The organism is Candidatus Zymogenus saltonus, from assembly GCA_016929395.1.
GTDB lineage: Bacteria > Desulfobacterota > Zymogenia > Zymogenales > Zymogenaceae > Zymogenus > Zymogenus saltonus.
The window spans coordinates 13,592-39,205 of the sequence record JAFGIX010000047.1 but is presented as its reverse complement, the minus strand read 5'-3'; the positions used below and the strand labels follow the sequence as shown (position 1 = coordinate 39,205).

Annotated in this window: 22 protein-coding genes; 21 read left to right on the top strand and 1 reads right to left on the bottom strand. The window is 54.4% G+C overall.

Features of this window, described 5'->3' with window-relative positions; genetic code table 11:
- The coding region (locus tag JW984_09460) for a Gfo/Idh/MocA family oxidoreductase (protein ID MBN1573407.1) at positions 1-246 on the bottom strand (246 nt) is incomplete at its 3' end.
- Positions 247-767: 521 nt separating this feature from the next.
- On the opposite strand from JW984_09460, the gene JW984_09455 reads away from it, so the two are divergent.
- The 21 genes from JW984_09455 to JW984_09355 all read left to right on the top strand — a co-directional run bounded on the left by JW984_09455 (position 768) and on the right by JW984_09355 (position 25,589).
- Positions 768-1,775: an NADP-binding protein gene (locus tag JW984_09455; GenBank protein ID MBN1573406.1), complete on the top strand. Its 1,008-nt coding sequence runs from the start codon at positions 768-770 to the stop codon at positions 1,773-1,775.
- Between the two features lie 8 nt (positions 1,776-1,783).
- The gene (locus tag JW984_09450; GenBank protein ID MBN1573405.1) at positions 1,784-2,101 is read left to right on the top strand and encodes a 2-amino-4-ketopentanoate thiolase; all 318 of its coding nucleotides are present in this window, start codon (positions 1,784-1,786) and stop codon (positions 2,099-2,101) included.
- The gene (locus JW984_09445; protein ID MBN1573404.1) at positions 2,098-3,510 is read left to right on the top strand and encodes a PLP-dependent lyase/thiolase; all 1,413 of its coding nucleotides are present in this window, start codon (positions 2,098-2,100) and stop codon (positions 3,508-3,510) included. The genes JW984_09450 and JW984_09445 overlap by 4 nt, the downstream gene beginning before the upstream one ends.
- Positions 3,511-3,541: 31 nt before the next feature.
- Positions 3,542-3,886 carry an ornithine aminomutase subunit alpha gene (locus tag JW984_09440; GenBank protein ID MBN1573403.1) on the top strand — a complete coding sequence of 115 codons (345 nt, stop codon included), beginning with the start codon at positions 3,542-3,544 and terminating at the stop codon, positions 3,884-3,886.
- Positions 3,887-3,906: 20 nt separating this feature from the next.
- Complete coding sequence (locus tag JW984_09435; GenBank protein ID MBN1573402.1) at positions 3,907-6,096, top strand: cobalamin-dependent protein; 2,190 nt, start codon at positions 3,907-3,909, stop codon at positions 6,094-6,096.
- Between the two features lie 11 nt (positions 6,097-6,107).
- On the top strand, positions 6,108-7,493 hold the full coding sequence (locus tag JW984_09430; protein ID MBN1573401.1) for a glutamate mutase L: 1,386 nt from the start codon (positions 6,108-6,110) through the stop codon (positions 7,491-7,493).
- Positions 7,494-7,495: 2 nt separating this feature from the next.
- Positions 7,496-9,547, top strand: coding sequence for an arginase family protein (locus JW984_09425; GenBank protein MBN1573400.1), 2,052 nt, complete (start codon positions 7,496-7,498; stop codon positions 9,545-9,547).
- A 224-nt stretch (positions 9,548-9,771) separates the two neighbouring features.
- Complete coding sequence (locus tag JW984_09420; protein ID MBN1573399.1) at positions 9,772-11,115, top strand: sigma 54-interacting transcriptional regulator; 1,344 nt, start codon at positions 9,772-9,774, stop codon at positions 11,113-11,115.
- A gap of 240 nt (positions 11,116-11,355) precedes the next feature.
- Complete coding sequence (locus JW984_09415) at positions 11,356-11,769, top strand: hypothetical protein (protein MBN1573398.1); 414 nt, start codon at positions 11,356-11,358, stop codon at positions 11,767-11,769.
- A gap of 129 nt (positions 11,770-11,898) precedes the next feature.
- On the top strand, positions 11,899-12,282 hold the full coding sequence (locus JW984_09410) for a DUF5320 domain-containing protein (protein ID MBN1573397.1): 384 nt from the start codon (positions 11,899-11,901) through the stop codon (positions 12,280-12,282).
- Between the two features lie 263 nt (positions 12,283-12,545).
- Positions 12,546-13,451, top strand: a complete 906-nt coding sequence (locus JW984_09405) for an Mrp/NBP35 family ATP-binding protein (protein MBN1573396.1) — start codon at positions 12,546-12,548, stop codon at positions 13,449-13,451.
- Between the two features lie 23 nt (positions 13,452-13,474).
- Entirely contained in the window at positions 13,475-13,861 is a 387-nt protein-coding gene (locus tag JW984_09400) for a NifB/NifX family molybdenum-iron cluster-binding protein (protein ID MBN1573395.1), read from the top strand.
- A gap of 28 nt (positions 13,862-13,889) precedes the next feature.
- A complete protein-coding gene (locus JW984_09395) occupies positions 13,890-14,129 on the top strand; it encodes a hypothetical protein (GenBank protein ID MBN1573394.1) in 240 nt (79 codons plus the stop codon).
- A 38-nt stretch (positions 14,130-14,167) separates the two neighbouring features.
- A complete protein-coding gene (locus tag JW984_09390) occupies positions 14,168-14,542 on the top strand; it encodes a NifB/NifX family molybdenum-iron cluster-binding protein (protein MBN1573393.1) in 375 nt (124 codons plus the stop codon).
- A gap of 31 nt (positions 14,543-14,573) precedes the next feature.
- Positions 14,574-15,482 (top strand): ATP-binding protein, encoded by a 909-nt coding sequence (locus tag JW984_09385; GenBank protein MBN1573392.1) that lies wholly within the window; start codon positions 14,574-14,576, stop codon positions 15,480-15,482.
- Entirely contained in the window at positions 15,469-16,818 is a 1,350-nt protein-coding gene (locus JW984_09380) for an FAD-dependent oxidoreductase (GenBank protein MBN1573391.1), read from the top strand. Before JW984_09385 ends, JW984_09380 begins: the two co-directional genes overlap by 14 nt.
- A 427-nt stretch (positions 16,819-17,245) precedes the next feature.
- On the top strand, positions 17,246-17,740 hold the full coding sequence (locus tag JW984_09375) for an iron-sulfur cluster assembly scaffold protein (protein MBN1573390.1): 495 nt from the start codon (positions 17,246-17,248) through the stop codon (positions 17,738-17,740).
- Positions 17,640-18,590 carry an ATP-binding protein gene (locus JW984_09370; GenBank protein MBN1573389.1) on the top strand — a complete coding sequence of 317 codons (951 nt, stop codon included), beginning with the start codon at positions 17,640-17,642 and terminating at the stop codon, positions 18,588-18,590. The genes JW984_09375 and JW984_09370 overlap by 101 nt, the downstream gene beginning before the upstream one ends.
- 15 nt (positions 18,591-18,605) lie before the next feature.
- Positions 18,606-18,857 (top strand): zinc ribbon domain-containing protein, encoded by a 252-nt coding sequence (locus JW984_09365; protein MBN1573388.1) that lies wholly within the window; start codon positions 18,606-18,608, stop codon positions 18,855-18,857.
- Positions 18,858-19,737: 880 nt separating this feature from the next.
- Positions 19,738-22,383 carry a PAS domain S-box protein gene (locus JW984_09360; GenBank protein MBN1573387.1) on the top strand — a complete coding sequence of 882 codons (2,646 nt, stop codon included), beginning with the start codon at positions 19,738-19,740 and terminating at the stop codon, positions 22,381-22,383.
- A gap of 449 nt (positions 22,384-22,832) precedes the next feature.
- Positions 22,833-25,589, top strand: coding sequence for a PAS domain S-box protein (locus JW984_09355; GenBank protein MBN1573386.1), 2,757 nt, complete (start codon positions 22,833-22,835; stop codon positions 25,587-25,589).
- Positions 25,590-25,614 lie beyond the last annotated feature (25 nt).

The following is a 25,614-nucleotide window of genomic DNA, read 5'->3' as shown; positions in this document are numbered from 1 at the left end:
CGGTTTTTCGCACAGGATAGGAAGACCTTTTTCGGCGCTGTCTTCAACATGACGCGCGTGAAGCCATGGGGGCGACGATATGACAACAGCATCCAGATCTTCACGTTCAAGCATGGCGCGGTGATCTTCATAAACACCGTTTACCCTGTACTTTTTTGCGAAGGTATCTCTGTTGTGCTGGTCGGGATCACTGATTGCGGCAATATAGGCCCTCCCGTCCGCCGTGATGGCTGGACCATGGCCCACTCGACAGATATTTCCCGCACCAATAAGACCTATCTTTGTTTTATTGCTTTTTTCCATAGTGCTCCCAAAAAAACTTAAAGTATCATTTTATGTGCAAAAGTCAAGTACATTCCGTACAGTATGTCCTCCCTGGGTCGCCGATTTAGGCGGCCTTTTTTATTCTATAAACCAATCCCAATTTCTTTTCAAGCCGAAAACCATATAAACATTAGTACTACTATATTCCCACCCCGAAGTGGGAAAGTTAGTCAATATTACATTTTCAATCTTGAATAGCGTCAATCAATCATTCACGAGGATGTTGTTTGTGCTCATGGTCATTGGATAAGCAAACTCTCCTCTTATTATCCCTTTGACTTTACCGGATTATGGCGTTAATATTAACATTAATGTCACGATATTAATATTCATCCTTGAGGAGCCGAAGAGGGGCTGTTTGGGTCGAAAGCTAGTATAAAATCAAGACAGGAGGTTCAAAAGTGACAGGTAGAGTAAAGGTTGCCGTGTGGGGAACGGGACAGATGGGGAGCGGCGCGATAGAGCTGATCCTCAAAAAGGAGGGTATGGAGCTTGTGGGGGTGATTTCGAAGAGGGCGGATCGGAACGGAAAGGACGTGGGGGAGATACTAGGCAGGGATAAGCCGCTGGGGATAAGGGTCTTCTCCGACGCCGGGGAGCTCTTCAAAAGCTCTTCCCCCGATGCGGTCGTCCAGTGCACGACTTCGACCGTAAAGGACGCCTTCGGCGAGATCGAGACGGCCTTAAGGCACGGGATAAACGTCGTCTCCATCGCCGAGGAGATGAGCTTCCCCCACTACGGCTCGCCGGAGCTTTCGGAAAAGATCGACAGACTCGCCAGGGATACCGGGGTCACGGTCTTAGGAACGGGGATCAACCCCGGGTTCGTGCTGGACCTCCTCGTCATAGCTCTGACCGGCGTCTGCAGCGAGGTGCACTCGATCACGGCAAGGAGGGTGAACGACCTCTCCCCCTATGGCCCCTCCGTTTTGAGGACCCAGGGTGTGGGGATAATCCCGGAAGAGTTTCAGAAGGGGATCGAGGACGGCTCGGTGGTGGGGCACTTCGGCTTTCCGGAGTCGATCGGCATGATCGGAAAGGCCCTGGGGTGGAAGATAGACAGGATAGAGCAGACAAGGGAGCCTATCATAAGTAGTGTCAAGAGGGAGACGAAGTTTATTAAGGTGGAGCCGGGGATGACCTGCGGCTGCCACCACAGGGGCATTGGGTACATGGGGGAAAAGGCGGCCATAATCCTCGACCACCCGCAGCAGATTCACCCCCATCTCGAGGGTGTGGTCACGGGCGACTATATCGATATAAAGGGGGTGCCCGATGTCTCATTCTCCGGCTCCCCGGAGATTCCGGGGGGCGTGGGGACGGTGGCCCTCTCGGTAAACATGATCCCCAAGGTGATTAACGCTCCCCCTGGGCTAATGACGATGGCGGATATGCCGGTTCCCGCAGCCATAATGGGGGACGTGAGGGAGATGATCAAAGGGGGAAAATGATGGATAAGATGGTCAAGGAGGGGAGCTGGGTCGAGGTCCACAGGATTGTCCTTGAACCCGGGGAGCGCGCCCCCCAGGTGCCTGAGGACACGAAGAAGGTCCCCCTCGAGATGAGGGTCAAGGGCTACCTGAACGACGACGCCGGGATGGGGGACGAGGTCGAGATAACGACCGCTGTGGGAAGGGTTGTTTCTGGGAAACTCACGGCGGTAAACCCCCCCTATGACCACGGCTTCGGCGAGCCGATCCCGGAGCTCATCTCCATCGGGAGGGAGGTAAAGAAGATCATAGGCAAGGAGGGCGATATGAGGAGGAGGGGAAGATGAGCGCCGCCGATATGGGCTACGACGCCGTCATGGCGAAGAAGGGGGAGGTGATGAAGAGCTCGGTGGGGATCGACTACGACGCCTTCAAGACCGGCCCCGTCTCCTTCGACTACGAGGGGATGATGACGAAGACCGGCTACGACCTGGAAAGGGTTTTCGAGATACAGTCAGAGACGGCGGTGGGAAACACCCCCCTGGTCGAACTGAAGAACATCACCGCCCTCGTAAGGGCCGTCTCCAACCCAGGCAAGGGTGGGCGCATATTCGTGAAGGACGAGGCGCAGAATCCCTCCGGCTCCTTCAAGGACCGCAGGGCCTCAGTGTCTATCTACGAGGCGTGGAAGAAGGGGTATCCGGGGGTAAGCGCCGCCACCAGCGGGAACTACGGGGCGGCCGTCGCCTCCCAGGCGGCGAAGAAGGGGCTTCCCGCAATTATCGTCCAGGAGGCCTTCGACGGAAGGGGTATCGCCCAGCCTGAGATAGCGGAGAAGACCAGAGCGTGCGAGGCGTACGGGGCGGAGGTGATCAGGCTCTCCGTCGGCCCGGAGCTTTTCTACGTCTTCCTCCTTATCCTCATAGAGACTGGCTACTTCAACGCCTCCCTCTACACCCCCTTTTCCGTCCTGGGGATAGAGACACTGGGCTTTGAAGTGGCGAAGGAAATAAAGGAGAGGGAGGGGCGCTTTCCGGACGTCGTCGTCGCCACCCACGCCGGCGGGGGGAACGTCACCGGCACCGGCAGGGGGCTCATAAAGGCGGGGGCGTCCGACACAAAGCTGGTTGCCGCGAGTGTCGACCTCTCGGGCCTCCACATGGCGTCGGACACCGACTTCAACCGGAAGTCGTTCACCACCGGGCACACCGGCTTCGGGATACCCTTCGCCACCTGGCCCGACCGGGCGGACGTCCCGAAAAACGCCGCCCGCCCCTTAAGATATATGGACAGGTTCGTTACGGTGACCCAGGGGGAGGTCTTCTACATTACCCAGGCGCTGGCGGAGCTTGAGGGGATGGAGCGGGGGCCTGCGGGAAACACGTCTCTGGCCGCGGCCTTTGCGGTAGCGCGGGAGATGGGGGAGGATGAGATCGTGGTTGTCCAGGAGACCGAGTACACCGGGGCGGGCAAGCACCCCATAGCCCAGCTGAATCTCGCGAAAAGGATGGGGATAGAGGTAAGGAGAGGTAATCCTAAGGAGAACGTACCCGGAGTGAGGATCGTAATCCCGGAGGATCCGTCGCAGATTAAAGCTGTTGACGTAGACCTCGAAAGGCTCAGAAAATCGTACTACAAAAACGCCCTCGAAAGTATCGAGGACAGGGAAAAGATTACAGATGACGAGATCAGGTTTCTGGCCGAAGATACGAAGACGACCCCCGACTGCGTGAGGGAGGCGGTCGGCCTGAAATAGAGGAATCTTATATGCAAACAGCAGGGGAATAATGGAGAGAGGCGACGATTACGAACAGAGGCGGGAGAGGTTAAAGGGACTGTCGGACGAGGAGCTCAAGGACCGCTTCTGGGAGCTTTTGAACAAGATAGTCGAGCCGATAGTGGAGGAGGCGAGGACCCACACCTCACCCTCCATCGAGCGGTCTGTGCTTCTCAGGATGGGATTTTCGAGCATCGAGGCGAAGGGACTTGTGACAAATATCTCGGAGCGGGGACTCCTCGGCTGCGGGGCGGGGGGGATCGTCTATCGGGTCGCCCAAAAGAACAAGGTCGACGTCAGGAGCGCGGGGTTGGGGCTTATCGAGGGAAAATACTGGGAGGATATTGACCCATGAGGCGACCGATGAAGCGATCCATAAAGCTCGAGGCCGACAAGAAGATAGACGTGGCAAAAATCATCGAGGGGCTTTCCGACTACCGTCCCAAGAGGAAGGGGTGGACGTGGAGGAAGATTAGCCCGAATCAGAAGATCGGTCCGTTCGTGTACAGGGACACATCCGAGGGGCTGAAAAACTCCGTCCCCCTCCCCTCCGCCCATTATTTCGGTGGCATCGACCCCCAGTGCGACTTCGTGATTACTACCGAGATCGCCTCCGGCCACTTCGAGGACGACATCAGAAGGATGCGGATGGCCGCGTGGCACGGGGCGGACCACATCATGGTGATAAGGACTACCGGCCAGTCCCACTTCGACGGCCTGATCGAGGGAACCCCGGAGGGGGTGGGGGGTGTGCCGATCAGCAGAAAGCAGATCAGGGCGTCGAGGAAGGCCCTCGACCTGATCGAGGAGGAGGTGGGAAGGCCGATCAACTTTCACTCCTACGTCAGCGGGGTGGCCGGGCCGGAGATGGCCGTCCTCTTCAACGAGGAGGGGGTGAACGGCGCCCACCAGGACCCCCAGTACAACGTTCTTTACAGGAACATCAACATGCACCGCTCGTTTGTGGACGCCGCGTGCGCAAAGGCGCTGATGGCTGACGCCGGTATCCTCCAGATAGACGGCGCCCACAACGCCAACGCCACGGCGAGGGAGGCGTGGAAGGTGATGCCGGAGCTTCTCGTCCAGCATGGGATAAACTCAGCCTTCTCCCTGGCTGCGGGGATGGCAAAAGAAAACATCGCCCTCTCCACCGTTCCCCCGACGGCGCCCCCGGCCCCGAAGCTCTCTATCGACCTGCCGTATGCCGTCGCCCTGCGCGACTTCTTTGACGGCTTCAAGTTTAGGGCGCAGCAGAACACCCGCTACATGGAGTCGGACACGGCGGAGGCCACCATCACCCACGTCCTGGACACATTGATCTCCCGGCTCACCTCGGCAGACATCCAGAGCACCATCACCCCGGACGAGGGGAGAAACGTCCCCTGGCACTACAACAACGTCCTCGGCGTAAACACCGCCCGCCAGACGCTGATGGGCGTGGACGGGCTGACCGATATGCTGGAGCTGAAGGGAGACCCCGTCCTCGACGGGAGGGTTCGGGAGATAAAGGAGCGGGCGGTGCTGTTCTTAGAGGAGATCGTGGAGATTGGGGGATACTTCGCGGCGGTGGAGGGGGGGCACTTCGTAGACTCCGGCAACTTCCCGGAGAGGGTCGGCGACGGGATAAAGAGGGCGGCCGACGGCGGCGTGGCGGCGGGAAGCATCGTAGAGAGAGAGACGGACTACATGGCCCCGGTCTGCTGCCACTTCGGCGAGAATCATCTCCCCGAGGAGCTGAAAAAGCCGTGCGATTTGATCGACGGCTGCACCCTCTGCGAACCCGGAAAGATCGTCTACATCGACGAGCTGGACGAGGAGGACAACGTCGCGAGGCGCCTCGAGACGCCGTTAAAGGAAAAGGAGGCCGGCCTCATCCGCCCGGAGGTGGAGTGGGCGGGCGACGGGGTGGTCTGCGTGACGGTGATGATCCCGGAAGCGCCCGACGTGGGGGAGGCGGCGGCCCTTTTGATGGCTGTGAAAATGGGGCTGAAAGACCCTGAGGTCATCCACAGGAGGGTGATGCACCCGGCCGAGGGGACCCTCTTCGAGGTGAAGGGGAGACTGGACTTCGCCGTCAAACGGGCGGACCTCGTGATCCCGAAAAAAGAGGTGCTGGTCGCAGAGGACGAGATAAGGGAGTACATCAGAAAGAGAAACGTCTCGGTCGTCGCCGCCACGGTGGGGGAGGACGAGCACTCCGTCGGGATGCGGGAGATCATTGATATAAAGCACGGCGGGATCGAAAAGTACGGCTTTGTCTGCCACTACCTCGGGACTTCGGTTCCGGTCGCGAAGCTCATCGACGCCACCGTGGAGACAGGCTCTAAGATTATCCTCATCTCCACCATCATCACCCACAACGACATACACAGGGTGAACATGAGGAGGCTCGCCGATCTCGCCGTTGAGCGGGGGTTGAGGAAGGACCTGATACTCATTGCCGGGGGGACGCAGGTGACCGACGATACCGCAAAAGAGTCCGGGATGGACGCCGGCTTCGGCAGGGGGACGAAGGGCCACAACGTGGCGAGCCTGATAGTCAAGAGGCTCAGGGGGGAGGTCTGACGGTTTTAAGGATGAGGAGGGCCGATTTACTGGTGGCGGAGATCGGGAGCACGATAACGAAGCTCTCGGCGTTCGATCTGAAGGGGGGGGGAGGGGATTCTCCCGCCCCTTTTTTGGGACAGGGGGTATCCCTTACGACGGTTGACGAGGGGGACGTGACGGTCGGCCTCACGAGGGCGATGGAAGACCTCAAATCCCGCCTTGGGATTGAGACCGAGGGGGCGAATCTGATGGCCGCCTCATCAGCCGCCGGGGGCCTCAAGATGACCGTCCACGGGCTTACCCGCGACATGACGCTCAGGGCCGCCAGCGAGGCCTCGCTGGGGGCGGGGGCGGTCGTCGTCTACACCACCGTGGGAGAGATAAGGGATGAGGACATCGCCGAGATAGAGAGGGTGTCGCCGAGGCTGATACTTCTGGCCGGCGGCGTCGACTACGGCGAGCGCGACGTGATTGTAAAAAACGCCAGAATCCTCTCAGCGATAGGGCTTAATATCCCAATCATCTACGCCGGGAACGTGAGCGCCAAGGGGGAGATCGAGAGGATCTTTGGCGAGAGCCGACTCAGGCTTCTGACATGCGACAACGTCTATCCGAGGATTGACGAGCTGAACCTGAAGCCGGTAAAGGAGATTATCCAGCGGGCCTTCTCGGATCACATAATCAACGCCCCGGGGATGGAGAGGGTAAAGGAGATGGTTCAAGGGGACGTTATGCCGACCCCTGGGGCGGTGATGGCGGCCTCGGAGCTTCTTTACGATGAGATCGGAGACCTGATGGTTGTGGACGTGGGGGGCGCCACCACCGACGTCCACTCGGTGACATCCGGCTCCCCGAAACTTACAAGGCTGATGACGGCCCCGGAGCCGCTGGCGAAGAGGACGGTGGAGGGTGACCTGGGAGTCTTCCACAACGCTCAGAATATCCTGAAGCAGTCACAGATGAGCACGGCGGAATGGGGGGGGGGAGCGGTCGACGCGGCGGAAGGCGGTATAGACGGGTTAGCTCCAATTCCCACGGATGAGGAGGAGGTAAAGAGGACATCCCTGCTCTGCAAATGGGCCGTGGACCTCGCCGTCTGGCGCCACGCCGGGGAGATAAAGGTCGCCTACGGGACGTTCGGGAGAAGCGAGCTTGTCGAGGGGAGGGACCTGACGGCTGTGAAAAGCATCATCGGAACGGGGGGGGCGCTCTGCCGCCTCGATGGCGGCCGGGACATCCTGAAATCGATCAGGAGGGACATCAGGGACAAAAAGCTCCTGCCGCCCGGGGACGCCGAGGTCTCTATCGACAGCAACTACATAATGGCGGCGGCGGGGGTGATGGTAAAGAAACACCCGGAGTGCGCTCTCTCCTCCCTGAAGATGAGCCTTGGTCTTGATCAAAAGGGGGCCTGAAAATGACAAATCCCTCGGTAACGGTAGACCTTGAAAAGATCGAGGAGAACGCTCGCGCGGTCACCGATCTCTGCGGGAGATTCGGCATCGAGGTTTTCGGCGTCACCAAGGTGACCTGCGGGATGCCCCAGGCGGCAAGGGCGATGATAAAGGGAGGGGTCGTGGGGATCGGCGAATCGAGGATGGAAAACGTCCGCCGCCTCAAGGTCAACGGCATAAACGCCCCGATCATGCTCCTTCGCATCCCATCCCTCTCCGAGGCGGACGAGGTCGTGGTCTCGGTCGACATCAGCCTCAACTCGGAGCTGTCGGTGATCCGGGCGCTCTCCGAGGCGGGAATAAGGAGGGGAATAGTCCACGACATAATCCTGATGGTCGATCTCGGCGACCTGAGGGAGGGAATCTGGCCGGACGACCTGATACCCACCGTGAAGGAGGTGGCGCTTTTTCAGGGGGTCAGAATAGTCGGTTTGGGCACCAACCTCAGCTGCTACGGCGGCGTGATCCCCACAAGGGAAAACATGGGGCTTCTGGTCGATTACGCCGACGAGATAGAGAGGAGGTTCGGAATAGAGCTGAAATATATATCGGGGGGAAACTCCAGCGCCCTCACCCTCATCAGCGAAGGGGGGATGCCGAAGAGGGTCAATAACATGAGGATAGGAGAGGCGATCCTTTTAGGCCGAGAGACGATAGAGAGGAGGCCCTGGCCCGGGACTGCCCAGGACGCCTTTATGCTTAAGGCGGAGGTAATCGAGCTCAAGGATAAGCCCGGGGTCCCGATTGGGGAGATAAGCCAGGACGCCTTCGGGCATAAGCCCGCCTTTGACTTCACCTCATCTTCCTTCAAGGGAGCAAAGCGGGAGATGGCAAGAGCGATCTTGAACGTGGGGCGGGAGGACGTGGAGATAGAGGGGCTTTTCCCCGTGGACGACAGGCTTAAGATCATCGGGGCCTCCAGCGACCACCTCATCGTCGACGTTACCACGGCCAAGGGCGAGATCGAGCTTGGCATGAGGCTCGGATTTCTGATGAACTACGCCTCGCTCCTCGCCGCGATGACCTCTTCTTATGTGGAGAAACAAATGGTGTCCAAGGAGGGGGATTTGGACAATCTAAAGGGAGTTGCCGTCATCGGGGTTCCGAGCTGGGTGGGGTCTCTATCCCCAGGCGTGAGACACGCCCCCAGGGCCGTCAGGGACGCGGGGCTTGTGGAGAGGCTCAAATCCTTGGCCCTGACCGTGGATGATCGGGGTGATGTCCGGCTTGACGAGGCCATATCCGGAGGCGACTACGATGAAAACGTGAGCGAGATCGTGAGGATTTCTGAGGAGACGGCTACTTTCGTGGAAGAGGCGATAAAAGGCAAGCTTGTCCCCCTGATCCTCGGGGGGGACGACACGGCGAGCTTCGGCGTCTTTCTGGGACTCGCGAGAATCATTGGCCCCTTCGGCCTCATGTGGCTCGATGCCCACGGCGACTTTAAGATTTCGGGGAAAGATGATCGGGGAAGCGGCGGAGGAGACGAAATGGGGGAGAGGATCACCAGCTCGGTCTTGGCCCATGCTCTCGGCTTTCACGGGGAGGGGGGGAACGAGCGTCTCTTCAAGATGGGGGGGATATCGCCGAAGCTCTCCCCCGAAAACGTAGCCATTATAGGGCTTCGCGACATCGACCAGGAGGAGGCCGATCTCATCTCCGAATCGGGGATCAGGATATTCACGATGGAGGACATAGACAACCTCGGCATGAAGGAGACGATCTATCAGGGACTCAGGGCCGCCGGAAGCGGGACGGGGGGGATCTACGTCAGCCTGGGGATGGACGTCGTCGACTCCCAAGTGGCGTCGGGCGTTGACACCCCCATTCGGGGGGGGATAACATATCGAGAGACCCACCTCGCCATGGAGCTCGTTGCCCAGTCCGGCCTCATGGTGGCACTGGGGGTGGTGGGCATCAATCCGGAACGGGACGCAGACAACTCAACGGCCCAGGTCGCCGTGGAGTTTATCCTCTCCGCGTTCGGCAAGAAGATCGTCAAAAGGAGGGGATAAAGTCAAAGTAAAGGCCCTCGATATTTAGGCCCGCCCTCTAATAGCAATCGAACAATTGAACAATCGGACAATCCGCACGTTCGGCGCAACTCCAAGGGAATCGACCTTATCCATCCTCGCTTCCGTTTAAGAGATCAAAAGACACCCTTATCTGTAATCGGACGGCTTTTGATGCGTTATATAAAATAGTTGCATAATTGAAACTGTTTTGCTATAATGAAACCATGGCTAAAACGGATAACGGAAACAGGGACAGATTTGTCGATACCATTCTCGGAAGCATAGCAGACGGCGTCTTCACCGTTGACAGGGATTGGAAGATAACGTCGTTTAACACCGCCGCCGAGAGGATAACCGGCATCTCCCGAAAGGAGGCGATCGGCAGGAGCTGCAGCGATATCTTTCACGCCAGCATCTGCACCCAGAACTGCGCCCTGAGGAGGTCCATCTCGACCGGAATCGAGATCATCAACCAGAAGATAGACATCATAAACGGCGTGGGACAGAAGGTGCCGGTCTCGATAAGCACGGCCGTCTTGAGGGACAAGGACGGGGAGGTAATGGGCGGGGTGGAGACCTTTCGCGACCTGTCCTACATCGAGGAGCTGAAAAAGGAGGTAAAGGCCCAGTACACCTTTGAGGACATTATTAGCAAGAACAAGAAGATATTGGAGATATTCGATATCCTTCCCGATATAGCGGAGAGCGACAGCACGGTCTTGATCGAGGGGAAGAGCGGTACGGGAAAGGAGCTCTTCGCCAGGGCGATTCATAACCTCTCCCACAGGAAGTCGGGGCCGTTTGTCGCCGTCAACTCGTCCGCCCTCCCGGAGAACCTCCTGGAGTCGGAGCTCTTCGGATACGTAAAGGGGGCCTTCACCAATGCGGTTAAGGACAAGCCGGGGCGCTTTGCCATGGCAAAAGGCGGGACGCTGCTCCTCGACGAGATCGGGGACCTGCCGAAGACCCTTCAGGTCAAACTGCTTCGAGTCCTCCAGGAGAGGGAGTATGAGCCCCTCGGATCGGTCAAGAGCGTAAACGCCGATGTGAGGATTATTGCGTCCACGAACAGGAACCTGACCGAGGAGGTGCAATCCGGCAACTTCAGGGAGGATCTCTACTACAGGCTGAACATAGTCAGGATAGCCCTGCCGGAGCTGAAGGAGCGAAGGGAGGATATTCCGCTCCTTGTGGAACAATTCATCGACAAGATGTCCATCAGGATGGGAAAGGATATCAAGGAGATCTCGGATGATGTGTTGGATTTCCTGATGAGGTACGATTTTCCGGGAAACGTGAGGGAGCTCGAGAATATCATCGAGCACACCGTGATCCTCTGCAGGGACGGCGTTATCACCAGGGAGAACCTCCCCGGAGAGTTGGCGGGCAAGGCGGTCGTCGCCGACGGCGGCTCTTCGTCGTTGAAGGAGGGCTTGAAAAACAAGGAGAGACAGATGATAGCCGAGTGCCTCTCCCGTTACGACGGAAGCCGGGTCAAGACCGCCAGGGCCTTGAAGATGACCAAGGTAACCCTGTGGAGGAAGATGAAGGAGTACGGCCTCATTTAGAGAGGTGTTTTGTCCCTGGCCTTTTAACCGTTTGAGCCAAGTGAAATATTATTGTGAAGAATGACCGGACGGTTTTTTAATTGCTTCCTGACCAATGGAGTTACATGTATGTAATGATTTCCCTGTCATGGAGTTTCAATTTTGAAACCATTTTACCTATTAATCCTTTTGCGCTCGTCCTACCCTTTCATAATGCCTCGAAATCATTAAGCTTTATATAATATAGATTACGGAGGGCTTGTGGCATTCAATTTGCAATATAAAATATACATGAAGGATAAGAAATGCTACAAGATCGCGGTTCCAATATTCGAGTGGAGGGTGGCGCCCAGGCTCGATACGGCAGAAAAGATGCTCTTTGCCACAGTCGAGGACGGAAAAGTCGTAGATGAAGAAGAGGTCAGGATTGTCGGGGTGCATCCATTGAATATCGCCCACTGGTTCAAGGACGAGGGGATAAAGGTCGTGATATGCTGCGGAGTCGATTGCACGTGCAGCAGTCTGCTCCTCGAGAGCGGCATCGATCTCGTTTCGTGGATAGCGGGGAATGCGAGGGAGGCGATCAGGGCATATATAGACGGGACTTTGAGCAGCATGGCGATTCCTGTGGATAGGTTCGGGTCTTGTAGGAGGAGGTTTCGTGGGGGAAGATGAAGAAATGAATGAGGGACCGGCAAAGGGCAGGGAGTGAGAAATAGTGGGGGAGGGGTAGCAGATTAATTGATTTAATGATGGTAGAGAGTTGATAGATATGTTAAACAGCATATAAAGGAGGTGTTTATCATGCCGAGGGGAGACAGAACAGGTCCCCAGGGGATGGGGCCGATGACCGGAAGGGGAATGGGTTTCTGTGCCGGATACGATGCGCCGGGTTATGCCAATCCGGGAGCTGGAGGATTCGGCATGGGGAGGGGTATGGGATTTGGCGGAGGCCGGGGCCGCGGGATGGGCCGCGGCATGGCCTGGGGAAGGGGAGGCGGAGGGCGCTGGTACGCGCCCCCGGTATATGGATATGGCACGGGATACGGGACGGGATACGGCACGCCATACTCGCAGAATCCCGAACAGGAAAGGGCCTTCATAGAAGGTCAGCTCAAGGGGATCAGGATGGAAATGGAGACTATGGAGAAGAGGCTCTCTGAGCTTTCCGCTGAGGAGAAAAAATAAGGCTGTTTTGAGTGGGGGGGCATGAGGATGTGTGAGGGGGCGTTGGGGGGGGGGGCGAGGGAGGAGTACGATCTTTGCCTCCCTCGCTCAGTTTTCCTTTTCTCGACTCCTTTTTTTCGACAAAAAGGCGGGACGGGGCGGACATCCGGCTTTTCAAAGGAGATCGGGCAAAGATATGTAATTGCCGGGGAATTGGCGGGGTATTGGTGAAAGATTGGTGACGTTGGTGAGACATTGGTGACATTGATGAAATTGGTAAATATATGAGCAATAAAGAGTGCGATAAAGATTCGACATGCAGCACATGTAACGCAAGCGAGAGCTGCACCGAGAAAGATAAGGAGAGACATGCTGAGGATCTCTTAAAAATGAGGCTCGGCCGCATCGGCAAAAAGATCATGGTGATGAGCGGAAAGGGGGGCGTGGGAAAATCCACCGTCGCCGCGAACCTCGCGGTCTTTCTCGCGATGGAGGGCTTTGAAGTCGGCCTTCTGGATGCGGACATACACGGCCCGAACATCCCGAAGATGCTGGGACTGGAGGACGAGAGGCTCCGCGGCTCCGAAGAGGGGATTATCCCTGTAAGGGTCATGGAGGGCCTTTCCGTCATCTCCGTGGGGTATCTTCTGGAGGATCGGGATACCCCCGTGATATGGCGGGGGGCAATGAAGCACGGTGTCATCAAACAGTTTCTTGGGGAAGTAAACTGGGGAGACCTCGATTTCCTGATAGTCGACCTACCCCCCGGAACGGGCGACGAGCCCCTCTCGGTGGCGCAGCTGATCGGATCGTCGGAAGGCTCGATCGTTGTCACCACCCCCCAGGATGTGGCGCTTCTGGACAGCAGGAAATCGGTCAACTTCTCCAAGAGGCTTAATGTTCCCGTACTGGGTATAGTCGAGAATATGAGCGGATTCAAATGCCCCCACTGCGGAAAGGAGATAAACCTCTTCAAGGTTGGGGGCGGCGAGAAGGCGGCCAAAGAGATGGGCGTCCCGTTTCTCGGAAGGATACCTGTCGATACGGAGATTATGGAGAGCGGCGATTCGGGGAGGCCATTTGTCAGATATTTGAGGGATTCGGAGACGTTTTCGGCCTTTTCTGATATAATGGATTCTCTCATGAAAAGGCTCGATGTCGGAAAGGTGCGAAAAAAAGCAAAAACTTGAAAGTAACAGGAGAATAAAAACTCATGAAAAAAATAGTGATGGCTTCGGAGGACAATCTGGGGCTTGATGGGAGGCTCTCGGCCCATTTCGGGAGATGCCCATATTATGTTGTCGCGGATTTCAATGACGCCGTGGAATTGTCGGCGGGCGATGTCGAGGTGGTCGAAAATCCCCACTTCAACAACCACCAGCCGGGGATAATGCCGGAATTCATCCAGTCGCTCGGGGCCGATGTGATGATCGCCGGAGGGATGGGGCCCAGGGCAATCGAGCTTTTTAACGGAATGGGCATAGAGGTGGTAACCGGTTATGCCGGAAAGATCGAGGATATCCTGAAGGCATACCTTGCCGGAAGGGTCAAGGGGACCGTTCCCTGCGCTCACGACCATGACGACGGATGCGGCGAATAGTAAACCGAAAATATAAAAGGAGATAAAAATGAATGCACGTGGAAGGGGACAGGGTGCCGGAGGCGGCGGAGGAGGTGCCGGGGGCGGCAGGGGGGTAGGAGCGGGCCGTGGAGGCGGAGGGGGTGCGGGGGGAGGAAACAGGCCCGGATCGGGGCCGGGGGGAAACTGTGTGTGCCCCAAGTGCGGGACCAAATCGCCCCATCAGCGGGGGGTTCCCTGCTTTCAACAGAAATGCCCGGAGTGCGGAAGCGGCATGATGAAGGAATAGGTTTCTTAAGAAATACAGAACAGACAGGAGAATAATAGATGAGGATTGCCATAACATCCAAGGGGGACAGCCTTGAATCGGGGCTTGACCCGAGGTTCGGCAGGTGTCAATACTTCATTATCGTTGACAGTGATGACCTTCAGAATTTCAAGGCCCTTTCCAACGATGCCGTATCGAGCGGCGGAGGTGCGGGGATCAAGGCGGCGCAAACCGTGATAAACGAGGGGGTTGAGGCGGTTATAAGCGGAAATTTCGGACCGAACGCCTTTGACGCCCTCTATTCCGGGGGCGTAAAGCTCTATACCGCCGATGTGGCGACCGTCAAGGATGCGGTAGATGCCCTCGGTTCGGGCAAGGCGAGGCTCCTCGAATCGGCGTCCGCGGCCGCCCATGCAGGTTTGAGAGAGATATAGGAAAAGGCCAGGAGCGGAAAATAGTATTAATATGATTATCAGCATAGCGAGCGGAAAGGGCGGCACCGGCAAGACGACCGTTGCAGTGAATCTCGCCGCATTGGCGGCGGAGATCTACGGCGGCGAAAAAAGGGGAGTTTTTTACGCCGACTGCGATGTGGAGGAGCCGGACGGGCACCTTTTTCTAAAGCCGGATATTGAAGACAGTACCAAGGCTCATACTCTAATTCCCAAGGTTGACCCCGATAAATGCACACTCTGCGGCAAGTGTGCGGAGGCATGTCGCTTCAACGCCCTTCTTGTTACGAGGAAAAACGTCATAGTTTTTGATGAGCTCTGCCACGGCTGCGGCACCTGCAAGATTGTGTGCGGGGATGACGCGGTTTCCGAGAGGGAGAGGGAGATCGGCGTGATTGACGAGGGAAAAGCTGGCGCCGGAGGCTCCGGCCGGATAAACTACGTTGCCGGGGTCCTGAACGTCGGGGAGCACATGTCTCCCCCGCTGATCAAGATAGTCAGGGAGAGGATAGAGAGCGCCGCCAAAGGTGACGATATTGTGTTCATCGATGCGTCGCCCGGGACCTCGTGTCCCGTCATCGAGGCGGTGAGGGATACCGATTATGTCGTCCTGGTTACCGAGCCCACGCCCTTCGGCCTTAACGACCTCAAGCTTGCTGTGGGGATGGTCGAGACCCTCGGCCTTCCCTTCGGTATCGTCATAAACAGGTACCAGGATGATGAAAGGGGAAGGGAGCTTCTGGAATATATGGAGGATAAAAAGCTTACGGTTCTGGCGGAGATACCCCTTAGGAGGTCCATCGCCGAGATTATTTCGAGGGGCGGGCTGCTTATCGATGAAGATATGGAGATGAAAAATCTCTTTAGAGAGCTTCTTAACAGAGTAATTTTATATAGAGGAGATCAGTATGATGAAATCTGATGTGGTAATCGTCGGTGGCAGTGCGGCCGGTTTGACCGCGGCGATAACCGCTCGTCGGCATAATCCCGACAAGGAGATATTGCTGCTGCGGAAAGAAAAACAGGTGTTGATTCCGTGCGGGATACCCTATATATTTGGGACCGTGCAGAAGCCCGAAAACAATTTGATACCGGATGCGGTTTACGAGAAGGAAAATATCAAGCTTGTTATCGGGGAGCTTGATAGCATTAATCGTGAAAAGAAATCGATAACGACAAAGGACGGCGAGGAGATCCAGTACGACAAGCTCATACTTGCGTTGGGCTCAAAGCCCCTCGTCCCGCCGATACCCGGCGTCGACAAGAAAAACGTCTTCGCCATTGAAAAGGACGTTGGATATATCCAGGGCGTGCTGGACAAAATGGAAGACAGCAAAAACGTAGTGATCGTAGGCTGCGGCTTTATCGGCATCGAGTTCGCCGAGGAGTGCCAGAAGAGGAAGAGCGACCTCAACATCAAGATCGTCGAGATGCAGAAAAACTGCCTCCAGCTCGTGTTCGACGAGGAGTTCTGCCTTAAGTGCGAGGAGATACTGAAGGACAAGGGAATAGAGGTCCTGCTGGACGAGAAGGTTAAGTCTATTTCAGGCAATGCGAAAGTGGAAAAGATAAACCTTGCAAGCGGCAAGGATATCGACGCGGACATGGTGATCCTCGGAATAGGCGCAAAGGCGAATTCGGAGGTAGGGAAAAAGGCGGGGCTCGAGATCGGACCGACGGGAGGCTTCCAAGTAAATCGTTATATGCAGACCAACGATGAGAACATCTTCGCCTGCGGGGACTGCGCGGAAAAGGTGAGTTTTTTTGACGGCAAGCCGAGCGGCCTGAAGCTGGCTTCCATCGCCACGATGGAGGCGCGCATCGCCGGGGCCAATCTTTTTGGGCCAAGCAGGGCGAATATGGGCGCAATCGGCATCTACTCCACCATCCTTGGGGACATCTCCTTTGCGGCGGCGGGGATGACCGAAGCGGGCGCCAGGGAAAAGGGTTATGCGATAATAGTGGGCGAATCCGAGGCGGTCAACCGCCATCCCGGTGGGATGCCCGGATCGGCGAATCTAAAGGTCAAGCTGATATTCGAGGCGGGCACCAGGGTTCTCATCGGCGGCCAGGTAATAGGGGCCAGGAGTGGAGGGGAGCTGATCAACGCCATCAGTGCGTGTCTGCACCAGCACATGACGATTGACGATATCGCGACGTTCCAGATGGGGACGCATCCCGCGCTGACCGCTTCGCCCATCGCGTATCAGCTTGTCAACGCGGCCGATATGGCCATCGCAAGCTTGAAGAGGAAATAGCATAACCTCTTCAAATCAGGAATGAGTTCCGGTACTCCGACCATCGTAAAGATACGGCGGCGGGACACTACTTTTGTCGAAAGCTCATCCTCTCCTCGGATATAGAACGGCGGGCTGCATTTCATGTGGATAAAAGGGGCGTTTTGTTGAGGTTCATGTTCTTATAAAAATATCTGTATTTGGAAATTGCCCGGTTTTATATGATAGCCCCTGATACAGGTTGTGAAAGCGGAATTGGAGAGACGGCTTGTTTCAGGCCGGAGATTTCTTGAGGGTCTCTCGGTCGAAGAGAACGGGTTCATGGGATGAGGGATTTTATCATGTCCCTGTGATGAGAGATAGATGTGAAAAAGCGTTGAATTGGTAGGTTGAATTGAGAGATTTTAAGGAGATTTACGACAGGGCCAAGGGAAGGGACAGGGGCGAGATCTACTCCGATATCGCCCTTGACCACTTCCTCAATCCGAGAAACGTCGGGATTATCGAGGACGCCGACGCCTTTGCCAGGGTCGGGGATTCCTCCTGCGGCGACTTCATGGAGATCTTTCTGAAGCTGGACAGGGAGAGAGAGATAGTCACCGACGCCAAGTTCAGGGTGTTCGGGTGCCCAGGGGCTATAGCCACGTCGAGCGTGGCCACGGAGCTCGTAAAGGGAAAGGACTTCGTATCCGCCCTGTCCATTTCGGACGATGACGTGATAGAGGCCCTGGGAGAGCTTCCAGACGGGAAGAGACACTGCTCCCTCCTGTCGATTACCGCCTTGAGGCAGGCCCTCACGGAGTTTATCATGAGGGAGTTCGCCGTAAGCGAGGGAACGGTCAATGGCGGCGGGGAGCTTGGTGAGAACTATTTGGTTGAAGACGATTTTGCGCGGCGGATGGAGACAAGTGGAAAAGAAGGTAAAAGAGGTAGCGATAGTTAGCGGCAAGGGCGGTACCGGAAAGACGGTTATCACCGCGGCCCTGGCCAGCCTGATCGACAGTAAGGTCATCTGCGACTGCGATGTGGACGCGGCAAACCTCCACCTGCTCCTGAAACCGGAGGTCGAGAAATCCACGGAGTTTTTCGGCGGGGAGCTTGCCAAGATCGACCAGGACAAATGCAGCCGGTGCATGGAGTGCGTCGGGGTCTGCAGGTCGAACGCTATCGTCGGCGATCCGCCCGAGGTGGTCGACGAGTTCTGCGAGGGGTGTGCGGCCTGTCTCTACGTCTGTCCGGTGGACGCCGTTGAGATGGTCGAAAACAAGTCGGGCGACCTTTTTGTCTCTAAGACGCGCATGGGGCCGATGGTCCATGCGAAGCTGGGTATCGCTGAAGACAACTCGGGAAAGCTGGTCAGCGAGGTCCGCAAGGAGGCGCTGGCGATCGCGGAAAGAGAAGGGCTCGACACTATCATAATCGACGGCCCGCCGGGGATAGGCTGCCCGGTGATAGCCTCCATTACCGGCGTCGATCTCCTTATCGTGGTTACGGAGCCCACCGTAAGCGGCATACACGACCTGAAGAGGGTGTTGGAGCTGGCGGCGCGGTTCAACCTTTTGTCCTTGGTCATCGTAAACAAGTTCGACATAAACAGGGAGATCACGAGATCTATAGAAGACGAATCGAAGAAGCTGAACGCAAGGGTCGCGGGGGAGATCCCGTACAGCCTGGAGGTTATGGACTCGATCCGCAAGGCAAAGACGTTGATGGAGGCGGGGCCGCCGGAGATAAAAGAGGAGATCGTAAAAATTTGGGAGACCGTGAAACGAGAGCTCTCGAATCACGGATAGGGAGGAGATATACCTATGCCGATACATGAATACAGGTGCATCAACTGCGGTGAGATAAATGAATTCATGACCAAAATGGGGTCGAAGGACGATCCTATGGTCTGTAAAAGCTGCGGCGGGGAGGGATTCCAGAAATTGATGTCCACCTCAAACTTCGCAATGAACACGACGGGCAAAAAAAACGACTCGCCCGCCCGCTGCTGCGGGGCCGATGCGCTCAGGGGGGACTGTACGCCAGGGATGTGCTGCGGCGCGGACAAGGAGTGACGGGGCGGACCTGCTGACCTCCCAGTCTCGAACCTTCCGGGGATGGCCGAAGGGATCGAATATCTCAGTTTTTTTTGAATAAATGTCACCCGGGAAAAATTTGAGGTCGACTCCGTCTCGACCTGTTTTAGATTACTCTGATCGTTATGATGAAGCCCCGGGTTTTTTGTTCAGAAGGGCATATGTCTAATGTGCCGCTAATGGGCGGGGCGGTCGCTAATAAATTGAATAGGGTCCTCGGAGGATTTTGAGCTTCTTTAAATACAAGTATCGATTATTCCCCCTCCTTCCCTTCACCCGAAGATAGGGTGCTTATAGTATCGGACCTTCCTCCTCGATTAATATTTGAAATATCCAGCTCCGGCCCGAAATAGCCTTGTGATATTAGTAATTGGGCCGATTCAATAACGGCCCGGCGAATCCCTTCGTATCTTTCCATGACTTGATCCTGCAATTGACGGCCGCTTCATCGGCTCCCACATATCGAAGATCAACCTAAAACAGCGAAATCCTTAAACACCCTCAATCCGCTCTCCTCAATACCCCCCCTTTATGTTTCGGCAAAAAAATCACCGCTTCCACAGTGCCGGGGCCGATTAGATCGGAACGGCCGTTAAAGGCATTAAGGATAAGCTGCCGGTAAATATCCCAGAATTTATCTGTTTTGAACCGCTTTGATCAAAAAAATAGTTCTATTAATCTAATGGCCGAGTTAGTGGCACGTTTGGAGAGGGGCCGTGTGCAATAAAACTTATTCTCTAATAATCTGTGCTATAATATTACGAGATGGATTTTTTTCAATCACTTATTTGTTCAAATAAACGTGAAAAAATAGAGGGGCTCGGGGTCGGATCAAACAATCGGGGAGACGGGATATTTTATGAAAGAATCTGAAATTGAAAAAGGATTGAGGGACGACCGCCAGTCGATGGAATTCTGCGAGACGCTCCTTGGAGCATTCGTGGACGGGATCGCGATCACGACTCCCTCGCAGAAGATCATCATGGTCAACAAGGAATTTTCCTCGATCTTTGGAGTCACTCCCGGGGAGATGACGGACACTTCCATTTTCGACTGGCTTAAGGATATGGAGGGCGATGCGTCTTCACGTTGGATGGAATTGGAAAAAGTCATCGGGGAGAAGGGAGAGTGCCGGAACATTGAGTTTTCAAAGACGGATAAAGATTCGATTAGGTATTTCAACGTCAATGCGTCGCTCATAGGGAAGGCCGTCAAGGGAGAGGAAGGGGTAACAATCAGCATCTGGCACGACTTTACCGAGAAACACCGGATAGAGGAAGAGCTGGCGAAGGCGAGCGACAAATGGCAGACGACCTTCGATGCCATCGGCGATCTCGTTGCAATCATAGACGGGGATTACAGGATAATCAGGGCCAATAAGGGAATGTTGGAGTTTTTTGGCAAAGAAAAAGTCGTAGGGAGATTGTGTTATGATCTGTTTCACGGAACCGACAGACCCATAGAGGGTTGTCCCCACGAAAAGACCTTGATGTCATGCGCTGCCGAGCATATGGAGATCCAGGAAAGCCGTCTCGGCAATCGCTGGCTTGATGTTCATACCTACCCGATCAAAGATGAGCGGGGGAGGGTGGTCCAGGTTGTTCATACCGTGAGTGATGTCACCGATAAAAAGATGGACGAGGAGACGCTTAGGGAGAGCGAGCAGCGGTTGGAGCTGGCGCTTCGGGGCGCTGACCTCGGCCTGTGGGACTGGAATTTTATTACAGGAGAGGTCGTCCGGGACAGGTGCTGGGCGGAGATGCATGGTTACACGATCGACGAGATCGGTTCCGAAGAGCTCTTGTGGCAAAATATTATTCATCCCGACGACAAGGAGAAGGTTGTCAGGGCGTGGATGGATCACTTTGAAGGACGGACCCCTTTCTACGAGACGGAGCACCGGGTTCGTCATAAGTCCGGCAAATGGATTTGGGTCTTGGACAGGGGCATGAGCATAAAAAAGGAGGGAGGACCCGTAAGAGCCGTTGGAACTCAAATGGACATTACGAGCCGAAAGGAGGCCGAAGAGACGATTCGGATCAGGGATTCGGCGATTCACTCGACGATCAGCTCGATTGTGCTTGCAGAGCCCAAGGTGAATTCGAAAGTCACCTACGTGAATCCCATGACAGTAAAGATGTGGGGGTACGACCATGAAGAGGAGATAATAGGAAGAAGTGTTACCAAATTCTGGCGGTATGAGGAGGAGTTTGAGGAGGTGGCGAAGGCTTTGATTGAAAAGGGGATATGGAAGGGAGAGATGGTTGCCATAAAAAAGGACGGCTCAACGTTTGACGCCCAGGTTTCAATAAATGTGGTCTTGGATGATTTTAAAAAACCGATAAGCGTTATCGCCTCGATTATAGATATTACTGAAAAAAAGAGGGCCGAGGAGGCGCTTCGGGAGAGCGAAGAGAGGTTGAGATCCACCATTGATTCAATGAACGACATGGTTTTCCTGCTGGATAAGGACGGGGTGTTTATCGAGCGCCATAAGCCATCGGGCTCGCTTAAATCGCATTCCAACGATCTGTTCATCGGAAAATCTTTCAAGGATGTTTTCCCGAAAAAGATCGCGAAACTTCTGGGCCATGCCATAGAAGACGTCCTTAAATCGGGAGAGGTCGCACAGTTTGACTATTCTATGGTCGCAGGTGATGAGGAGCTGTGGTATGACGCCATGGTCTCGGGTCGCAGGGATATCAAGAACGAGTTTTGCGGCGTTACCATCGTTGCACGCGATATAACCGATCGCAAGCGATTCGAGGCCGCCCTGAATCAGGCACACAGGGAGCTCGAAGAAAAGGCGAGGGCGCTGGAGCTGGCCAATGAGGAGCTGACACAGTACGCCCATATCGTATCCCACGATCTCAAGGCCCCCCTTCGGGCCATTCATAACTATTCGGACTTCTTGCAGGAAGACCTGAAGGATATTCTCAAGGGCGATCAGAAGGTTTACATCGAGGCCCTCAACCAAGCTGTCCGTCATGGTGAAGAGCTGGTCGATGACCTTTTGGAATACTCGCGACTGGAAAGAAAGGATATCTTTTTATTGCCGATAAATATTGGGGAAATCCTTGGGGAATTGATAAGCTCACTCAGCCTGCCCGAAGACGTCGAGATTATAATGGGGGATGATTGGCCGGAAATAGAAGCGGACCCCGTCATCCTCAAACAGATTTTCCAGAACCTTATCGATAATGCCGTAAAGTTCAATACATCGAAGGTGAAACGGATCGAGCTGGGCTGGCGACCCTACTCCGGAGATTTTTACGAATTTTACGTCAAGGATAACGGGATAGGGATTGCCCCGCGCTTTTTAGACAAGATATTCAGCGTCTTTATGCGTCTCCACACCAAGAGGGAGTATGAGGGCACGGGGATAGGGCTTGCCATTGTCAAAAAGGCGGTCAATAAGCTTAAGGGCAAAGTCCGGGTGGAATCGGACCCGAACGTCGGAAGCACGTTTATCGTGATCCTGCCCAAATCACAGGTGGCGGGATGAGTGTGGAAGAAAGACCGGGCTTTGTTCCTCTCATGGATGAGGGCTAAAGATAAAGTGTTCCGACCACTGAAAAGGTGGGTAATGATATAACATATCAAATCCGCTCGTAATCGTTCTCGATAATAAGGAGTGCCTTGAACTCCCCTGTCGGCGTTAAAGATTCGAGAATCCTGTTTCATAATCCAGTCAGGGCACTTTCCTTTTTGAAATAGCTATACTTATTATGGGCGGCCAGACGGTCTTGGGTGGAATCTGGAAGGGGAATTATAAGGCATTAAATCAATTACATCTCATCATTTTTGGGGAGGTCAATGTCTATGGAAAACTGGTTTAAAGGATGCGCTCTCGGCATTGATGCCTCTATTGTCAAACAGGTGAAAGCCGAACACCTGAACTATGAAATGAAGATCAACATCTTTTTTGGAACTTAATCGATCTTCGGGGAGGACATGTTGACTAATAACGAAAAAGCCCCCTCAATTGACATCCTGCTTGTCGAGGATAATAAGCACGACAGATTATCGTTTCGCAGGGCCTTTGAGAAGAGCAACGTCTCCTTTGAGATAACGGAGTGTGAAAGGGCCGAGGAAGCATATGAGATGCTTCATTTGGGCAAATATACTTCTAATATTGTGGTTATAGATTTCCAACTGCCGGGAATATCCGGTCTCGATCTGGTCAGGGATCTGATTAATGAAAAGATACCCCTCCCATTGGTGCTATTGACGGGGAGCGGCTCGGAGGAGATAGCCGTGGAGGCCCTAAAACTTGGCGTAGACGATTATATAATCAAGGATCCGAACCAGGGTTATCTAAAGCTCCTTCCCCTGATACTTCCGGAGGTTGTAAGGAAATATAATGAACGCCTGGCCCGAAAACATGCCGAGGAAGAGCTCAGGATAAATCAACAGAGGTTGGAGCTCGCCATGAACGTCACGAACCTTGGGATATGGGGCGCGGACTTTCAAACGGGGGAGATTTATTCCGATTACAAATGGGGCGCGACCCTCGGGTACAGCGAGGAGGAGTTCAAGGAGTATCTAAATTCGTGGATCAGGTTAATTCATCCCGAAGATGTTGAGATTGTTGAAAAAAGCATTGTCGACAATATAGAAGATAGGACTCCTTATTTTGAGTGTGAATATCGGGTAAAAGATAAGTCCGGGGAATGGAGGTGGATTTACGCCCGGGGAAGCGTTGTTGAGCGTGACAGTGACAACAATCCCCTAAAAATAGTAGGGACAATGCTCGATATCACGGAGAGGAAGCGGACCGAGGAGGAGCTCAAACTGAGTCAACAGAGGTTGGATCTTGCCATTAACGCCACAAATCTCTGTATCTGGGGCGCGGACTTTCGGACGGGAGAGAGTTATTTCGACTACAGATGGGGCGAGACTCTCGGGTACAGCGAGGAGGAGTTCAAGGTATTTCATAATAATTGGTACGAGTTGATTCATCCAAAAGATTACCCAACATTTACCAAGAAGCTGTCGGACAGCATCGAGGGGAGAACGAGTTTTTTTGAGGATGAATACAGGGTGAGGGATAAATTCGGGGAGTGGAGATGGATTCAAAACCGGGGACGGGTCGTTGAACGCGATGGCAACAACAATCCCCTTAAGATAACCGGGACAATGCTCGATATCACGGGAAGGAAGCGCATAGAGAAGGCCCTAAAGGAGAGCGAGGAGCTGTACAGGAATCTTTTTGAAACCGCCCTCGTCGGAATATGGAGGGCGAGTATCAAAGACGGCGGTCTCCTTAGGGCAAACCCTAAATGCGCGGAGATTGTCGGAGTGGAGTCGGTCGATGAGTTGTTAAACAATTACAAGACCTCCGATTTTTTCCCCCTCGAAGACAGGATAAACAACCTTGTCCTGCTCGAAGAGATGGGAGAGCTGTCCGATTTTGAAACACGCTTGAGCCAAAAGGACGGATCCGAAAAGCATGTTTCAATATCAGCGAAGGTCTTTCCGGAAAAAGGATATGTAGAGGGAATCATAGTCGATATCACCGACAGAAAGAGGGCGGAAGAGGCCCTCCAGGAGTCCGAGAAGAGATACAGGTTTATAGTCGAGAACGTCCGGGATATTATTTACGTGACGGACGAATTTGGGAATTACAAATTCTTGAACAAGGCCCTGGAAGAGCTGACCGGATATACGACAGACGAGTTGATCGGAACAAGTTTCTGGGATACCGTAACGCCCGATTCGTCTAAAACCGCGGAAGGGTATTTGTCAAGGCTCATGGCGGGCGAAGAGATAGGCCACAAAGAGCTTGATGTATACGATAAGAACGGCCAAATGGAGACGATAGAGTTCCTGGCAAGACCTATTTTTGAAGACGGCAAGGTGGTGGAAATTCTCGGAATTACCAGAATCGTCACCGAGCGCAAAAGAATGGAAGAGGAGTTGAGACACTACGCCGATGAGCTGAAGAGGGCCAACGAAGAGATCAAGAGCTTTACATATATAGTCTCTCACGATCTCAAGGCCCCTCTTATAAACCTGAAAGGATTTTCCAGAGAGTTGGAATCCGCAATAGAAAAGATTAATTCAAATCTTGCTTTGGTCGTTCCCCACCTTTCTCCTCAGAATAAAGAAGAAATTGAAGCGGCATTAACCAATGATATTCCCCAGAGCATGGAGTTCATCAACTCCTCGGTGACCAGGATAGATAATCTCATAAAGGCGATTTTGAAGCTGTCCCGGCTGGGTAGGAGAGAACTCGTATTTGAAAAAGTGAATATGAAAAAGATCATAGATGTTACACTCAAGAGCATCGCTCATCAGATAGAAGAGGGTAAAATAAAGGTTGAGATAAAAGAGCTCCCGGATGTAACAGCCGACCAGACCTCGATGGAACAGATATTAGGGAATCTGTTGGATAACGCCACCAAGTTTCTCGATCCGAAGAGGTCCGGCAGGATCGAGATAAGCGGGGAGAGGGGTTATAACGAGACCACCTTTTACGTCAAGGATAACGGGAGGGGAATTAGGAAGGAAGATTTCGACAGGATTTTCCAGATCTTTCATAAGGCCGGAAGAGATGACAGGCCCGGCGAGGGAATGGGCCTTGCCTACGTAAAGACCATGGTCGAGCGTCACGAAGGCAGAATCTGGTGTGTGTCGGAGCCGGACGTCGGCACAACCTTTATTTTTACAATTTCTCACAAACTCGCATTGACCAAAGATTACACTTAGGCTTGATTCTGACAGTAGTTACCGG

What these genes read in the sequence shown, in the direction of transcription:
- JW984_09455 (MBN1573406.1), top strand. Translation starts at nt 768, where the DNA reads ATGGGGAGCGGCGCGATAGAGCTGATCCTCAAAAAGGAGGGTATGGAG.
- JW984_09450 (MBN1573405.1), top strand. Translation starts at nt 1,784, where the DNA reads ATGGTCAAGGAGGGGAGCTGGGTCGAGGTCCACAGGATTGTCCTTGAA.
- JW984_09445 (MBN1573404.1), top strand. Translation starts at nt 2,098, where the DNA reads ATGAGCGCCGCCGATATGGGCTACGACGCCGTCATGGCGAAGAAGGGG.
- JW984_09440 (MBN1573403.1), top strand. Translation starts at nt 3,542, where the DNA reads ATGGAGAGAGGCGACGATTACGAACAGAGGCGGGAGAGGTTAAAGGGA.
- JW984_09430 (MBN1573401.1), top strand. Translation starts at nt 6,108, where the DNA reads ATGAGGAGGGCCGATTTACTGGTGGCGGAGATCGGGAGCACGATAACG.
- JW984_09425 (MBN1573400.1), top strand. Translation starts at nt 7,496, where the DNA reads ATGACAAATCCCTCGGTAACGGTAGACCTTGAAAAGATCGAGGAGAAC.
- JW984_09420 (MBN1573399.1), top strand. Translation starts at nt 9,772, where the DNA reads ATGGCTAAAACGGATAACGGAAACAGGGACAGATTTGTCGATACCATT.
- JW984_09410 (MBN1573397.1), top strand. Translation starts at nt 11,899, where the DNA reads ATGCCGAGGGGAGACAGAACAGGTCCCCAGGGGATGGGGCCGATGACC.
- JW984_09405 (MBN1573396.1), top strand. Translation starts at nt 12,546, where the DNA reads ATGAGCAATAAAGAGTGCGATAAAGATTCGACATGCAGCACATGTAAC.
- JW984_09400 (MBN1573395.1), top strand. Translation starts at nt 13,475, where the DNA reads ATGAAAAAAATAGTGATGGCTTCGGAGGACAATCTGGGGCTTGATGGG.
- JW984_09395 (MBN1573394.1), top strand. Translation starts at nt 13,890, where the DNA reads ATGAATGCACGTGGAAGGGGACAGGGTGCCGGAGGCGGCGGAGGAGGT.
- JW984_09390 (MBN1573393.1), top strand. Translation starts at nt 14,168, where the DNA reads ATGAGGATTGCCATAACATCCAAGGGGGACAGCCTTGAATCGGGGCTT.
- JW984_09385 (MBN1573392.1), top strand. Translation starts at nt 14,574, where the DNA reads ATGATTATCAGCATAGCGAGCGGAAAGGGCGGCACCGGCAAGACGACC.
- JW984_09380 (MBN1573391.1), top strand. Translation starts at nt 15,469, where the DNA reads ATGATGAAATCTGATGTGGTAATCGTCGGTGGCAGTGCGGCCGGTTTG.
- JW984_09370 (MBN1573389.1), top strand. Translation starts at nt 17,640, where the DNA reads ATGGCGGCGGGGAGCTTGGTGAGAACTATTTGGTTGAAGACGATTTTG.
- JW984_09365 (MBN1573388.1), top strand. Translation starts at nt 18,606, where the DNA reads ATGCCGATACATGAATACAGGTGCATCAACTGCGGTGAGATAAATGAA.
- JW984_09360 (MBN1573387.1), top strand. Translation starts at nt 19,738, where the DNA reads ATGAAAGAATCTGAAATTGAAAAAGGATTGAGGGACGACCGCCAGTCG.
- JW984_09355 (MBN1573386.1), top strand. Translation starts at nt 22,833, where the DNA reads ATGTTGACTAATAACGAAAAAGCCCCCTCAATTGACATCCTGCTTGTC.